The sequence below is a fragment of the Rouxiella aceris genome (assembly GCF_012933545.1).
Classification (GTDB): domain Bacteria; phylum Pseudomonadota; class Gammaproteobacteria; order Enterobacterales; family Enterobacteriaceae; genus Rouxiella; species Rouxiella aceris.
In genome coordinates, this window is sequence record NZ_JAADJU010000007.1 from 177,984 (window position 1) to 192,764 (window position 14,781).

The 14,781-nt window shown below is 50.1% G+C and carries 15 protein-coding genes; 8 read left to right on the forward strand and 7 right to left on the reverse strand.

Features of this window, described 5'->3' with window-relative positions; translation table 11 throughout:
- Positions 1-2: 2 nt before the first annotated feature.
- Both GW590_RS14465 and GW590_RS14470 read right to left on the reverse strand, forming a co-directional pair.
- Positions 3-1,289 (reverse strand): MFS transporter, encoded by a 1,287-nt coding sequence (locus GW590_RS14465; RefSeq protein ID WP_169403753.1) that lies wholly within the window; start codon positions 1,287-1,289, stop codon positions 3-5.
- On the reverse strand, positions 1,286-2,725 hold the full coding sequence (locus tag GW590_RS14470; protein WP_169403754.1) for a M20 family metallopeptidase: 1,440 nt from the start codon (positions 2,723-2,725) through the stop codon (positions 1,286-1,288). The genes GW590_RS14465 and GW590_RS14470 overlap by 4 nt, the downstream gene beginning before the upstream one ends.
- A gap of 154 nt (positions 2,726-2,879) precedes the next feature.
- Here GW590_RS14470 and GW590_RS14475 point away from each other — a divergent pair, with 154 nt between their 5' ends.
- Positions 2,880-3,803, forward strand: coding sequence for a LysR family transcriptional regulator (locus GW590_RS14475; protein WP_169403755.1), 924 nt, complete (start codon positions 2,880-2,882; stop codon positions 3,801-3,803).
- Positions 3,804-3,811: 8 nt separating this feature from the next.
- On the opposite strand, the gene GW590_RS14480 is transcribed toward GW590_RS14475, so the two are convergent.
- The gene (locus tag GW590_RS14480; RefSeq protein WP_169403756.1) at positions 3,812-4,150 is read right to left on the reverse strand and encodes a GlpM family protein; all 339 of its coding nucleotides are present in this window, start codon (positions 4,148-4,150) and stop codon (positions 3,812-3,814) included.
- 285 nt (positions 4,151-4,435) lie between these two features.
- On the opposite strand from GW590_RS14480, the gene GW590_RS14485 reads away from it, so the two are divergent.
- A complete protein-coding gene (locus GW590_RS14485; RefSeq protein WP_169403757.1) occupies positions 4,436-5,701 on the forward strand; it encodes a serine hydrolase in 1,266 nt (421 codons plus the stop codon).
- 215 nt (positions 5,702-5,916) lie between these two features.
- On the opposite strand, the gene ybjG is transcribed toward GW590_RS14485, so the two are convergent.
- Positions 5,917-6,522, reverse strand: coding sequence for an undecaprenyl-diphosphate phosphatase (gene ybjG, locus GW590_RS14490; RefSeq protein WP_169403758.1), 606 nt, complete (start codon positions 6,520-6,522; stop codon positions 5,917-5,919).
- Between the two features lie 268 nt (positions 6,523-6,790).
- On the reverse strand, positions 6,791-7,345 hold the full coding sequence (locus tag GW590_RS14495) for an isochorismatase family protein (protein WP_169403759.1): 555 nt from the start codon (positions 7,343-7,345) through the stop codon (positions 6,791-6,793).
- A 382-nt stretch (positions 7,346-7,727) separates the two neighbouring features.
- On the opposite strand from GW590_RS14495, the gene GW590_RS14500 reads away from it, so the two are divergent.
- Positions 7,728-8,270: a DUF1003 domain-containing protein gene (locus GW590_RS14500; protein ID WP_169403760.1), complete on the forward strand. Its 543-nt coding sequence runs from the start codon at positions 7,728-7,730 to the stop codon at positions 8,268-8,270.
- Between the two features lie 29 nt (positions 8,271-8,299).
- Here the strand turns inward: GW590_RS14500 and GW590_RS14505 are convergent, their stop codons facing one another.
- A complete protein-coding gene (locus tag GW590_RS14505; protein ID WP_169403761.1) occupies positions 8,300-8,593 on the reverse strand; it encodes a YciI family protein in 294 nt (97 codons plus the stop codon).
- A 151-nt stretch (positions 8,594-8,744) separates the two neighbouring features.
- Here GW590_RS14505 and GW590_RS14510 point away from each other — a divergent pair, with 151 nt between their 5' ends.
- The 4 genes from GW590_RS14510 to GW590_RS24375 all read left to right on the forward strand — a co-directional run bounded on the left by GW590_RS14510 (position 8,745) and on the right by GW590_RS24375 (position 12,856).
- Positions 8,745-9,095 carry a metalloregulator ArsR/SmtB family transcription factor gene (locus GW590_RS14510; protein ID WP_169403762.1) on the forward strand — a complete coding sequence of 117 codons (351 nt, stop codon included), beginning with the start codon at positions 8,745-8,747 and terminating at the stop codon, positions 9,093-9,095.
- A 57-nt stretch (positions 9,096-9,152) separates the two neighbouring features.
- Positions 9,153-10,436, forward strand: coding sequence for an arsenic transporter (locus GW590_RS14515; protein ID WP_169403763.1), 1,284 nt, complete (start codon positions 9,153-9,155; stop codon positions 10,434-10,436).
- A gap of 43 nt (positions 10,437-10,479) precedes the next feature.
- The gene (gene arsC / locus GW590_RS14520; RefSeq protein ID WP_169403764.1) at positions 10,480-10,908 is read left to right on the forward strand and encodes an arsenate reductase (glutaredoxin); all 429 of its coding nucleotides are present in this window, start codon (positions 10,480-10,482) and stop codon (positions 10,906-10,908) included.
- Between the two features lie 373 nt (positions 10,909-11,281).
- Positions 11,282-12,856: a methyl-accepting chemotaxis protein gene (locus GW590_RS24375; protein WP_169403765.1), complete on the forward strand. Its 1,575-nt coding sequence runs from the start codon at positions 11,282-11,284 to the stop codon at positions 12,854-12,856.
- 297 nt (positions 12,857-13,153) lie between these two features.
- On the opposite strand, the gene GW590_RS14530 is transcribed toward GW590_RS24375, so the two are convergent.
- The gene (locus tag GW590_RS14530; RefSeq protein ID WP_169403766.1) at positions 13,154-13,714 is read right to left on the reverse strand and encodes a hypothetical protein; all 561 of its coding nucleotides are present in this window, start codon (positions 13,712-13,714) and stop codon (positions 13,154-13,156) included.
- A gap of 355 nt (positions 13,715-14,069) precedes the next feature.
- On the opposite strand from GW590_RS14530, the gene GW590_RS14535 reads away from it, so the two are divergent.
- Complete coding sequence (locus GW590_RS14535) at positions 14,070-14,669, forward strand: hypothetical protein (RefSeq protein WP_169403767.1); 600 nt, start codon at positions 14,070-14,072, stop codon at positions 14,667-14,669.
- Positions 14,670-14,781 lie beyond the last annotated feature (112 nt).

The following is a 14,781-nucleotide window of genomic DNA, read 5'->3' on the forward strand; positions in this document are numbered from 1 at the left end:
GGTTAGCGCTGGCTTTGCTGTGACTTGATCAGCGCCCATAGGCTGAGCAAGGCCACAATCATCAGATAATAACTGGGTGCCAGGCTGGTGCCGGTGGCGGTGATCAACAAGGTACAGATAAAGGGAGCAAAGCCGCCAAATACCGTGACCGCAATATTATAGCCAATGGCCATACCGCTGGCGCGGGTGCTGACCGGGAAAAGGTCGGCCATCATTGACGGTACTGCCGAAAAATAGACTGATTTCAGTAACGCCATCCAGCAAACCAGCGCGATCAGCGAAGAGGCCGTCGTATAATGAGTCATCAACCAAAATCCGGGGTAAATGGTGACCAACAGCAGCACCAGTGCCCCCCACATCAACGGCAATCGACCGACTTTTTCGGCCCACAAGCCCATCAATGGTGTCGCCACCGTGAGGATCACCCCGGCCAGCAGTGTGGCGGTAAAGGCCACCTGACCGGAGAAGTGCAGGGTCTTGGTGGCATAAGTTGGCACATAGTTAAGCATATAGTTAATCGCGGTCGAGACCACCATCAGGCCAACGGCCATGCACAGCAGCGACTTTTGCGAAGCAAAAAGGGTCTTGAGAGGGGATGAGGTTTTATCGGATTTAACAAAACTCTCAGCTTCCTCAATATTGCGGCGGATATACAACCCGACAGGACCGATTAACAGGCCAAAAGCGAAAGGGATACGCCATCCCCAGTCCTGAAGCTGCGTTTCTGACAACCATTGTGACAGCCCGAGGCCGAAAGCCGAGGCCAGCAGCGTGCTGGCACCCTGGGTGGCAAACTGCCAGCTGGCAATATAGGCTTTGCGTTCCGGGAAATGCTCCACCAGAAAGGCGGTGGAACTGCCAAACTCGCCGCCAGCCGAGAACCCCTGGATCAGGCGAGCCAGCAAGATCACCAGCGGTGCGGCCAGTCCCAGCGTGGCATAAGACGGGGTGATCACGATCAGCAGGCTGCCGACCATCATCAGGCTAATGGATGCCAGCAGCGAGGCTTTGCGCCCGGCGCGGTCGGCATAGGCACCCAGCACAATCGCGCCAAGCGGACGGATCAGAAAGGAGACACCAAAGCTGCCAAACGCCAGCAGCAAAGAAACGGTCTGATCGCTGGTGGGGAAATAGGCGCGGGCAATATAAGCGGCAAAAAAGCCATAAACGGCAATATCAAACCATTCCAGGGCATTACCAATACAGGTGACGAACAGTGTTTTGGTCAGGCTGGGTTTAACCGCGCTTTGCGCGGCATCAATGGATTTAAGGGTGGAGATCTGGCTCATACGACACCTTCCTGTATTGCACTGTTGGCAGCATGCTGGTGATGAGCTGCCAGCAACTCATTACCGCGTTCACCGAGATCCCAAAACAGACGCAGCATAATTTGCAGTCCTTCGCGGGCAACGGAAATCAACATATGTTCATCCACTGCATGTTGACCGCAGGCGGGATAGGAGTGGGGGACCCATAGCGTAGGCAGTCCGAGAATGTCGGCAAAGACTTCATTGGGTAGTGAGCCGCCAAGGTTTGGCAGCAGGGCCGGCTTTTTGCCGCTGCTTTGCTGCATGATTTCCAGCGCCCAGTCGACCAGCGGATCGGTGGGATCAAAACGTGTTGCCGGAGAACCACGCAAGAATTCAACTTCCACCATCGGCAAGCCCAGAGCATCCAGATGGTTGCGGATGTGTTGTTGCAGATTTTGCCAGTCGGTGCCGACCACAAAACGTAACTGGCAAACGGCCGTGGCGCTGGCTGGGATGGCATTCATTGGCCGTGCCGGATCGCCGGTCAGAAAAGAGAGCACTTCCATCTGATTAGAGGCAAACAGACGCTCTGCCGGTGTCAGGCCAGCGGTACCCCAATGCGGATCAATCTGTGGATCCCCTGGGGTGCTGGCTACCTCGATATCACTGAGGATCTGCCGAATGGCGGGACTGACGGCCGGGGGATTCAGTGCGGCTACTTGCATCTGGCCGTGCTGATTAATCAGACAGGCAATTGCATTGGCCAGCAGGGTACCGGCATTCGGCAACAAGCCCCCCCAGTTACCCGAGTGATAGTCTTTTTCACGGGCGTTAACGCTAAGACGGAAATTTACTGCCCCGCGTGAACCGAGAAATAGTGTAGGGCGGTCTGCACTCAGGCGGGGGCCGTCAGAGGCCAGCAGCAGATCGGCGCTTAACGCCTGCTGGTGCGTTTGGCAAATCTCGGCCAGCCCCGGGGAACTGATCTCTTCACCCATTTCAAACAGCAGTTTGCAGTTAAAGCCCAGCTTGCCGCCACGGGCAGCAAAAACCTGCTCCAGCGCCGCCAGATTAACGCTGTGTTGGCCCTTATTATCGGCGCTACCGCGGCCATACCAGCGATCGCCGTCTTCAAACAGCGTCCAGGGCGTCAGGCCTTCACTCCAGTTGGCATCGTCGCCAAATACCACATCACCATGGCCATAGCTCAGCACCGTCGGCAGGGCCGGATCTTCAATACGGGTAGCAATCAGAAAAGGGCGATGGGCAACATGAGGATTGTCGAGCTGTTGCACAGTAAAGCCCATGGCGAGTAAGGCGGGATTAATTTCTTGTTCAAAATAGCCTGACAACACTTCGTCACGCTGGTTTGACTGGCTCTCGGTTGCCAGCGCAATGCGTCGTGCCAATACGGTTTTGAATTCACCGCTGTCAAACCAATTCATTGCCTGTTTCAGGGCCTTTTCCACTGTCATAGAAAGTCTCGCTGTTGTGTCGATTATTTTTTTATCACTTTCTATCTAATAGAAAAGCCAGCTTTGCTACAATCATAATAATTGCAAGAGACCTTTGCTTTAATTGGAATGCTGGCATGCACAAAATAGAGGCATGCACTTATTTGGAGCAATTATGCACAGTAACGAAATTCGCTATTTTCTTGCCGTGGCCAATACGGGGTCGCTAAGTGCCGCCAGCAAACAGTTGTTTGTTGCCGTTTCGGCCATTAGCCGTCAGATCCAGCAATTAGAAGCACGGATGGGAGCGACCTTATTTGAACGTCATGCGCGGGGGATGGTGTTAAATGATGCCGGGCAAATTCTGGAAAATCATGTGCGTAAAAGTATGCGCGATATGGAGTTTGCTATTGCCGAGATCCAGGGATTGAAAGCAGTACGACGCACGGTGATCCGCATGGCTTGTACCGACGGTCCGGCGTTTGATTTGTTACCGCAGGTGTTTGCGCGTTTTCGCGCGATCAACCCCGGCGTTATGTTTTACCTGAATGTGGTTACCGCCTCGCAGATCCCGGAAATGGTGCGTAGCGGCGACTGTGACCTGGCATTGCAGTTTAGTTTATCGCCGGAACGCGGCGTTGATGTGCTGGCGTCATATGCCGCTCCAGTCAGAATGGCGATGCGTCCCGATCACCCGCTGGCAGACGCCGAGGTGCAGCTCAGCGATTTGCACCCTTATCCGTTGGCGTTGAATGAGCAGGGCAGCACCATCCGCCAGTTATTTGATTTATCCTGCCGGATGAGCGGCATTTTTCTTGAACCGGCATTAAGCTGCAACCGGTTTAGCACCCTTTATGACTTTATGCTCAGCACGCCGGGGGCCATTGTGGCCTGCAGTCACTACTCGGTGCTGTTTAAAGCGCGCCGCGACAATCTGGTGATAAAAAGCATCAATATTGAACAATTGAGCCAACGTACATTACAACTGCAAACCCAGGCGGGTAGACATCGCTCGGCGGCACTGAGTCAGTTTATCGATTTTATCTGCCAGCAGCTGGAAACCGAAGGCCGCGCCTTTATACGGGATTTTGCTTTGTAGTCAGGGTATCAGCTATGCCAACGGCCCCATAGCGCGATCAACAACCAGGCTGCCAGCGCCCAGCAACCGACTGCACTAAGCAGCGCATAGGGTAGCTTCATTGAGCCGACCAGCAGATAGAGGGAGATCAGATAAACTATATAAGGGATCACCGCCCAGAGACCAAAAATCAGCGTCGTGCGCAATGCTTCCACCGAGCGCTCACTGCCGACGATATAGTGGGCAATCAGGGCAAAGGTGGGGAACAGTGGGATCAGTCCTGCCAGATAGTAGCTTTTGCTTTTTGACAGCATGGCGATCAGAATGACTACCAATGCGCCAATCAGTGCTTTAATAAAGAGTGCCATTTTCCCTGCTTAACTGAATAATTATCAAATTTTTTAGATTTCTGCCCCGGACAACCGTTAATCTGTGCACTCGCAAGGAACGACAGCATTTTTTTCTGCCTCATCCGCAAAATGCGTGATCTAAAGCAGACAAAAGCGCAATTATGTCCCCTTGTGGAAGAAACTTTACATTGGAACGGTTTCATATCTACGAAGAAAGCGGTAGTTTTTATATCGCCAGATATCACAACCTGATTGAAAGATAACATAAATGTCAGTTACACGGACAGAAGCGCTAAAAAACCTATGACAATCTCTTTCTTATCCAAACGAAACCTTCTTTGTGCGTTCAGCGGCACCGCGCTGTTGCTAACGTTTCCTGCTGCCCAGGCTGAGAATGCCGCGGCAAAACCAGTCGAACTGGCAGCCCCTTCCACCGCCGCCACGCCGGGGGCACCTGCTGCGCAACAAATTGACGCCAAGTCCTGGGTGCTGATGGATTACGGCAGCGGCAAAATTATTGCCGAGTCCAATCCCGATGCGCGCCTTGACCCTGCCAGTCTGACCAAAATCATGGTTAGTTATGTCGTCGGTCAGGCGTTAAAGTCTGGAAAAATTCACTCCACCGATGTGGTCACCGTAGGTAAAGATGCCTGGGCGACCGGCAATCCGGTGTTGCGCGGTTCGTCACTGATGTTTCTCAAACCCGGCGATCAGGTACCGGTCTCTGAGTTAAACAAAGGTGTTGTTATCCAGTCGGGCAATGATGCCAGCATTGCGCTGGCCGACTATGTTGCCGGCAGCCAGGATGCCTTTGTCGGGCTGATGAATCGCTATGCGCAGCAGTTAAAACTGAATAATACCCAGTTTAAAACGGTGCATGGCCTGGATTCCGAGGGTCAGTACAGCTCGGCGCGTGATATGGCGCTGCTTTCTCAGGCGCTGATCCGCGATACGCCAGATGAATATGCAATGAATAAGGAAAAGGAATTCACCTTTAACCGTATTCGGCAGATCAACCGCAACCGCCTGCTGTGGAGCAGTAACCTCACCGTTGACGGCATTAAAACCGGTTATACCTCGGGGGCTGGCTATAATCTGGTCTCTTCGGCAATAGATTCCACCGGTATGCGCCTGATAGCCGTGGTGATGGGCGCGCCAAGCGACCGTGTACGCTTTAGCGAAAGTGAATCGCTGCTGAACTGGGGTTTCCGTTTCTATGAAACCATTACCCCGATCAAAGCGACTGACGCCTTCACTACCCAGCGTGTCTGGTTTGGTGACGAGAAAAACGTTGCTCTCGGTGTAGAAAACGATGCCTCGCTGACCTTCCCTAAAGGCCAGTTAAAGAATCTTAAAGTCAGCTTTACGCTTAATAACTCACAGCTTGAAGCGCCGATTGCAAAAAATCAGGTGGTGGGGACTATCAACTTTACCCTTGATGGTAAAGTGATTGACCAGCGCCCGCTGGTCGCCAAGGCAGATGTTAAAGAGGGCGGATTCTTTAGCCGTATGTGGGACTTTGTGATGATGAGGATCAGCGGGATTTTTGGCGGTTTGTTCGGTAAATAACCACTGTTTTTCGTTAAAGATAAAGGCGAGGCTGATGTCCTCGCCTCAGACTGCTGACAAAGTCCGTTATTAGGGAGAGTGCACCGTTGGGGTCGTAGCGGGCTTGCCCGCCGGAGCGCCCCTAGGTGTGCTATGCCCGGGTATCTCGATCATCAAGACGACTTTGTCATCAAACTCAGGCGAGGCTGATGTCCTCGCCTTTTTAATGGCGCTGCTTAACCGCGAACCCAGCCTTTGCGGATCGGGATGGCAAAACAGGCATGATAAAGTTTCTCGAGTCGCAGGCTCATTGGGGTACCAAACAGGTTCCACAGTAGCTGCGAGAACAGACAACCGAGCAGGGCGACCAGAAAGGCTCCCAGCATATCTAACGGCCAGTGGACACCAACATAGACGCGTGACCAGGCAATGCCCAACCCCAACAGCAAAAACAGTGCCCCCGACCATAAGCGATGCCAGAACAGAAACGCCAGCGCAAAGGTGAAAATAGCCGTGCCGTGATCGCTGGGGAACGAGCTGTCTGCGCTATGCTGCAAAAACGTATAGCCAAAACTTTCCATAAAAGGGCGTGGATGTGGAAAGACGACCGACAGTGTTTTTGCGCAAGCCATGGCAAACAGCAAGGCGATAACTGTTTTGCTAACCACTTCTCGCTGGAAAGCCATTTTTTGGTGCTCACCCCATAGCCATAAAGCGGCGATGGTCACCGGGACAATCAAAATCATGTCGTTTGCCAAAATAAAAGCAACGGAAAGCAACCACTTGGGGGATGCCGGTGTTGCATTTATCCAGGTAAACAACAGATGGTTTAGCTGCTCCATAATACCCTCATCGTTTGTCGGCTAAAAGTTGCCGAAAATAGTGTTCTCTGACTTACTGGCTAGCAGTAAAAAGCCGTGCAACGGTAAGGCGAGTCACGCCACCGGTAAAGAGGACTTTGCTGAATAAATGCATCTTATTTAACAGCGGTATAGTTTTCACAAGTTAGCGATCTTAGGGTGAGTAACTTAAGAAATACTTAAGCCCATAGAGGAGAAAATGCGGCAGTTAATAAGCGCCAGGTCAACGGCGCTCATAACTGGTGCGGGCTTAATGTGCTGCGGGGTAACAGAAATCCTGCGTAGTCATTACTCTGGCGACGGGCCCGTGCAGACAGGCATTATGATGAGCAATAATATCGGCGGCGGCTAGCTGTTGGCTATTGGTACAACTGTGGGCGTCGGCGATCAGGATGGGATTAAAACCAAAGGCTGGCGCGGTCCGACAGGCGGTATCGACACAATATTGCGTTTTCATGCCGACAATCACTACGTCAGTGATTTGCTGTTGTTGCAATAGCCCCACCAGCGGCGTTTCGACAAAGCAACTGGCGCGTGATTTATCAATCAGGATATCGCGCTCGCCATCAATATTCAGTTCTGGTATCAGGTGCCAGATCTTTTCACCCGCAGCAAAAGGCGAGCCTTGCGGACCCGCATGACGAATAAAAAATACCGGGAGATCCGTGTGATGAAAATGCTCGATAAGCTGATTAATATTGCTCAGCAAATTTTCACGCAGATAAGGCAGGGGATCGACAGAACATTGGCCGATTTGCATATCAATAACTAATAGTGCCTGGCGTGGCGAGAGTTGAGAGGACATGTTTTCTCCTGGTTAATACCGCTACGGCCAGGATCAATTGCCCGGCCGTTGACGGCGGGGCTTGAGTTATCAGCTTAACAGCATGCAATAGCTCGCGACCCACCAGCAGAGCGGGTCGTGGTGCGAGTTGTTGAACTATCAGGCTGATAAGTATTCATAAAATAAATATGACAGCTGCTTTTATCACGGTCAAGTGTCCTCAGAGGCAATAGTAGTGAAATATTTACTTAATATAAAAGGTCATTATGCTTCTGATTCAACCAATTAACTCAGCGTAATCAGGCCGTTAATTTGAGATAATCACCGCCGGTTCGCCATCAAGCTCGATATCCTGTTATGCGGATAACGCAATGAGCATATCAATTCACTCCAGGACGTTAATATGAAAGAAACGGAACCGCAGCCCGCCAGTCAGGCTAAAAGAATAATCGGCGATCATTTACGCTTTCATCGCCAATATCATCATTTATGGCCGACCTTTGGCGAAAATTGGTTTGCGCTTAAGGCCGAGGCTTTTGCCCGCTTTTTTGGTACACCCTTGTTTCTTGGTGCCCAGACGCTAATTGTTTTAGTCTGGATTGTGTTGAACGTTGTGGGGTGGGTGAAGTTCGATGTCTATCCCTTTATTTTGTTGAATCTGGCTTTCAGCTTGCAGGCAGCCTATGCCGCGCCGCTGATTTTGCTGGCACAAACCCGGCAGGCGGAACGAGACAAAGCCAGCGCCGAGGCCGATGCGCTGCATCGGGAAGATATCGCCAGCATTAACGACCAACGGCTGCAAATTGCCGCGCAGCAAAATGAACAGATGCTCCATTTGCTGCAGCAAAATACCGAACTGACCACCATGACCAAGCAACTGACCGAAAGGGTCGAGCGCTTAACCATTGAATTACATAATAAAATTATCGAAAACGCCAAGGGATAAGCATTCTTTTGGCAAGAGAGTAGCAAAAATCAGAGGATCCCTTGCAACATTTGGGCGCACTTGCTGGCTTCAAAAGGAATAATTTCACAGCTGGCAAGGCCGTGTTGCTGAAAGGGATCCCGGCTTAATCGCAGTTGTAGGTCTTCAATACTCTCTCCGCGCGCAAGGATAACCCCGCCTACCCGTGGCACTCGTCGTCCGGAAGCCAGAAACACCCCCGCCTCATATCCCTGATTAAGCCATTGCACATGGTCAGCAATATGCCGGTCAATCTCCTCCAGGGGTTTTATATAATTTAATACAATGACATAGGTGATACTCATGGCTGACTCCTTTTGTTGCGGGATAAGTTAAGCGTATTCCCCTCTGATACCGGGATCGGGACTGATGCATAATTACATATGCGTTAAAGCGAATATGTAATTGACTCCCGCTCTGGCCGAGCTAAGATAGCGGAAAAGATAAGGAGTGCGGATGACGCCACTAGACCCTTTACAGTTTTTTAAATACTTATCAGAAGATACGCGGCTGACTATCATACTCCTTTTACGCAGTAGCGGGGAGCTCTGTGTCTGTGAGTTGGTTGCCGCGTTAAATGAGACCCAGCCAAAAATATCCCGCCATTTGGCCATGTTGCGTGAAGGTGGGGTGCTTGCCGACCGTCGGCAAGGGAAGTGGATCCACTACCGTTTATCGCCACATTTGCCGATGTGGGCCGCCAATATAATAGAACAAGCCTGGCAGTGTCGCATGGCCGAGATCACCGCTATCAGTAAACAGTTAGCGCAGGATCCCTTGACTGCGGACGGCAAATCCCGCTGCTGACAAGACGATTTTTAATTCTATATATATGTTAAAACATATTTGTTAACAGGGTGTCATATGCTGCTTGCGGTTGCGATTTTTATTTTTACTCTGCTGCTGGTAATTTGGCAGCCCAAAGGCTTGGGTATCGGCTGGTCGGCGAGCATTGGTGCGCTACTGGCACTGTTGACCGGCGTGGTGCAAATTAACGATATCCCGGTGGTCTGGCATATTGTCTGGAACGCCACTGCTACCTTTATCGCCGTGATCATTATCAGCTTGTTGCTGGACGAAAGCGGTTTCTTTGAATGGGCGGCTCTGCATGTGGCGCGCTGGGGGCAGGGTAAAGGTCGTTTGCTGTTTACCTATATTGTGTTACTGGGTGCCTGCGTTGCCGCGTTGTTTGCCAACGATGGTGCCGCATTGATTTTAACGCCGATCGTCATTGCCATGCTTGCGGCGTTGGGCTTTAGCCATCGCTCCACCCTGGCTTTTGTGATTGCTGCCGGCTTTATTGCCGATACTTCCAGCTTGCCGCTGATTGTTTCGAATCTGGTGAATATTGTCTCTGCCGATTACTTTACACTTGGCTTTAATCGCTATGCCTGGGTGATGGTACCGGTAGATATGGTGGCAATTCTCGCCACGCTGGTGGTCTTGCATCTGTATTTTCGCCGTGATATTCCGCAAATCTATGAACCAGGCAAGCTGAAAAAGCCCGCTGAGGCCATCACTGACAGCGTCACTTTTGCTACCGGCTGGCTGGTGCTGCTATTGCTGCTGTTTGGCTTTTTTGTACTTGAACCCCTTGGCATCCCCGTTAGCGCGGTGGCGGCGTTTGGTGCATTGGCACTGTGGACTATTGCGCGGCGCAGAAACATCATTGATACCCGTAAAGTGTTGCTGGGAGCACCATGGAAAATCGTGGTGTTCTCACTCGGCATGTATCTGGTGGTGTATGGACTGCGCAATGCGGGTTTGACCGACTACCTGTCCATGCTGCTTAATCTGTTAGCACCCCATGGTGTCCTGGTGGCAAGTCTGGGTACTGGTTTTATTAGCGCATTTCTTTCTTCGCTGATGAACAATATGCCGACGGTGTTGATTGGTGCCTTGTCTATTACCGGCAGTTCAGCGACGGGTCTGGTCAAAGAGGCAATGATCTACGCCAATGTTATTGGCTGTGATCTTGGCCCGAAGATCACGCCTATCGGCAGTCTGGCGACCTTGCTGTGGCTGCACGTACTGGCGCAGAAAAATATTACCATTTCATGGGGGCAGTATTTCCGGGTGGGCATTGTGATGACCTTACCGGTGCTGTTGATGACCTTGTTGGCCCTGGCGATCAGACTGTCACTGTAGATCATTTGTCGAAACTTATTCTTTTCCCTAAAAAGGCGGCGCTATGTCAGCTATTACCATTTACCACAACCCGGCTTGTGGCACCTCGCGCAATACATTGGAAATGATCCGAAACTCCGGTGTTGAACCCGATATTATTTTATATCTGGAAACACCGCCTTCCCGCGAGCAATTACTGACGCTGATCGCCGCTATGGCTATCACTCCACGGGCACTGCTGAGAAGCAATGTTGAGCCTTTTGCCCGTCTGGCTCTGGATAATCCTGCCCTAACTGATGACCAGCTGATTGACGCCATGCTGGCAGAGCCGATTCTGATAAATCGACCCATTGTGGTTACCCCGCTGGGTACCCGTTTGTGCCGTCCCTCAGAAGAAGTTTTAGCTATCCTGCCAAACAGGCAGCAAGCCGCATTTAGCAAGGAAGATGGCGAGGCCGTGGTGGATCAGCAGGGTAACAAGCTAGTTAAATAATTCTAAGGCAGGGGGTTAAGAAATTTTTATTTCGGGTGGCAAAAAAGCCGATAATAAAAGCTTCCTCCCTGTGTCCTGACATGCCCGCGCTTCCTGTTGTGCGGGTCCTGCACGCCGCAATGGCGCTTATCGAAATCCCCCTTTGCCGTAACCGCAAAATCCAGGCCTTTCATTGGACCACCTTTTGATATGGTCAAAATCCCACCTTAAGCACTGCGAGATAACGTTAATACTAAAGGATTATTTTTTTATGTCGTTATATTACTACCAGGATACCCGGCGTAAGCAAAAACAAAGCAGGTGCAGAAAATCGAGTTGACTTGACATAAAAATAAACGGCATTCGTTCCTAAATTAGCTCAAGGTAATTATTAATGAAGAATATTTCAGTACGACTTGCGTTAACAGGCGCAATTTCCATTTTTGCGCTGATGATTCTGTCGATTTCCTGCGCAGGCATGTTCGCGCTGACACGCGCAAATGACACCACTGAGTTCGTTCATCAAGCTGATAGCCGGGTGATACTGATCAACGATGTCTACAAAGACTCTGCTCGTACTCGTGCAGGACTGGCCTTGGTTTATGCCAGCTTGTTGAAAGATGGCAATGCCGAACCCTGGATTTTTAAAAACATCCAGACTACCCATGGACGTCTGCTCGCCAATATCCAAATATTCAAAGATCTCCCGGTGATGACCAGTAGTGACGAGGCCATAAAAACGGAGTTGGTTGACTCAACGAATGCATTAAGCCTGCTCCTTGACCAGGCTGAACATCTGTTGCAGGCCGGTGATGTGAAGGGTTACTACGATCTCAACATTAAGGATATCGACAAAGCCGGTGGGCGGTTTTCTTCCTCACTGGAGAAGTATCAAAAAAACACCCGTGAAACGGTAAACACGCTGGCTCAGCTGCGAAACAGTGAATATCGCCAGTTGCTGTGGACGATGAGTATCGTATTGCTGATTGCCATCATGATCATGATTACCGTGTTGTATGTATTACGTAACATCATACTGCGACCATTGAACTACGCTATCGAGCAGCTAAATGCGGTGGCAAAAGGCGATCTGACCGCCAACATCCTGATAACCAGCAAAAATGAAATAGGTAAATTGCTGTCCGCGATCAGTGGCATGCAGCAAAGCCTGATACATCTGGTCAAGCAAGTCCGCTCGGGGGTTGACGAGATAAATATCGGTTCCAGAGAAATTGCAGCAGGGAACACCGATCTCTCTTCTCGCACCGAAGAGCAGGCCTCTTCGCTGGAAGAAACCGCTGCCTCGATGGAGCAACTGGCGTCGACCGTCAAGCAAAATGCTGACAATGCCCGTCAAACCAGCCAACTTGCGGCCAATGCTTCGCAAATGGCCGAGTCGGGCAGCAACGCGGTATCAGAAGTTGTCCAGACAATGAATGAAATTTCTACCAGCTCCAGCAAAATTGCCGAGATTATATCGGTAATCGATAGTATTGCTTTCCAGACTAATATACTGGCACTCAATGCAGCGGTAGAGGCGGCACGTGCCGGGGAGCAAGGGAAGGGGTTTGCGGTGGTGGCAAGTGAAGTACGCACGCTATCAGAACGATCTGCCTCGGCAGCCAAAGAGATCAAATTACTGATCGAAAACTCGGTATCCAAGGTCAACATCGGGGTCAAGCAGGTAGAGCGGGCCGGTGAAACCATGTACGAAATCGTTTCGTCAGTGAGGCGTGTTACTGACACTATGGCTGAGATCTCCGCGGCATCGCAGGAGCAATCCACCGGTATCGATCAAGTCAATCTGGCGGTTTCGCAAATGGACGGTGTAACGCAGCAGAATGCTTCGCTGGTGGAACAGTCTTCTGCGGCCAGCGCCTCGCTGATAGAGCAAGTAAGTTTGCTTCTGGAAATTGTTCAGGTATTCAAATTAGCCGAACCAACAGGCAGGCAGCTGGAGTACAAGTAAAATAGGGCCGAGGTGTTGGCCTCGACTCTTAAATAACTATTTTATTGATCTATAACGAGTTTTATTTTAGGCAACAAAAAAACCGATAATGTCATCGGGTCTTTAAAATTAATAAATCACATAATTTTCATAATGTTGATTACGTGACTAGTGGTGACAAATTAGGACGATTGCCTTCCGCCGTCGCCACTTTGTCACCACTTTTCATTGTGGCCATTGACCAGGTAGGGTTGGCCTTGTCAGGCACAGATGGAATTATGCACACAGGAAAGGCACCTTTCCGGTTGCTGGTAAAAATTAGCGAACAAGCAGATCCAGCCAATCTGGGTTCTCAATTTTACGGGAGTAGGGTAGCATCGCACGATTAATCAGCTCAAAGAATTCTGACTCCTCCATCCTTACTACTTCGCTTGTACCAGGTCCCTCCCATTCATCAAAGAGATGCCAGTAAAGCGATTTCAGGGTATCTACCACCGCCGCGAAAATTTTTACGTCAGGTTCAAGCCAATGACACACCAGAAAATACATTTTCTGTTCTGCATCATGGATGGACGCACACTGAGAAAGTTGGCTCATAAATAGCTTGAGCCAGACCAATGCTGCTGTTTTTAGCGATGGTAGATCTATCCGCTGCTCTGCCATATACCGTGACATATATAATTCAATCTCAGCTCTTTCAGGTTGATTATCAAGCCCCAGTGAAGCGAGAATTAAAAGAGTCTCCGAATCATTTCCTTCGGTGATTTGATCTTCAGCCCAGGCAATGATCTGGCAGTCCAGATCATTTTTGAGAAAGTGATATTTCCGTGAAAAAACAAGCAACCCGAGCAGGTCCTTGAGTGTGTATAGAGAGGGCATCTGATATTCCTTTACCTGTATTGTTTGCATGAACCCTGGCAGTCATAATTTCTGAGTCCATCATTCATTGAACGGTGGGTCTGTATAACCGAATCAAACCCCCACTAACCTTAATTTTATCTTAACTATTGATATAAATTCTATAAAGTATAGGGGTATACCGATTTTGGCCACATAAGCAGAAATGTGAAATGTCCGCTTTGTCACTCAGCAGACGCTGTGAGAATCTGGCTGTGTGTGCTCACAAAAGATCACGAAACGCTATCAAGACCCGGTATGCAGTGTTCACATTTAATGTAGATCAATATGTAGGTTTACCAAAAGAGCCGCAAATACATTGCAAAGAATGCTTACCATGTCATTACGCACTTCATTCTGCTTACTGGCCCTACCGCTGTTAACTGGTTGCCAATATCTCCCTCATACGAATTACTTTACGGCACCTGCGAATGAGCCAAATCCAGCCTGGGTTCGTATTGTCAACTACACTCAGCATGCGGCTATCTACCAATATGAAGATGGGGTCCGCTCAGGAGGTGTCGTGCGGACAGGTCCCTTACCATTCATCAACACGCAGGATGTGGGCATGCCCAAAGCAGGGCAAAATTTGACCTTCGACTACTTTGAAACACGCGTGCGGCCCGATATAAAAACAGAGGTGTCGATGATGTGGGAGGGGCCACGTACCAGGTATTGCTACATCTCAATCATTTTCACCCCCAAAGCAGGGCGCTATTATCAGTTTAAGCTGAACGAAGGTCCGGGAGACTCTTGCACCTCGGACGCCTCTCTAATCGAACGAGGCAAAGACGGCATTTCATGGCATCTCACTCCCAACCCTGACGTGACTTACAAACACAATGGGCCAACCGCAAAAAAACGATTCAATAACGCCAGGTTCGAAGATCCCAACTTCCACCCTGATCCTGAACTGTATCCCGGTACAGCGCTTTAGTTCGTCGTGATATTGCTATTAACTTTTAATAAGAACGTTGCAGGCATGCGAATTTCAAAAGTGTCGAGAGATCGTAAAGTGGACTTAACGCAAGGAGTAACCCAAGTCCCAA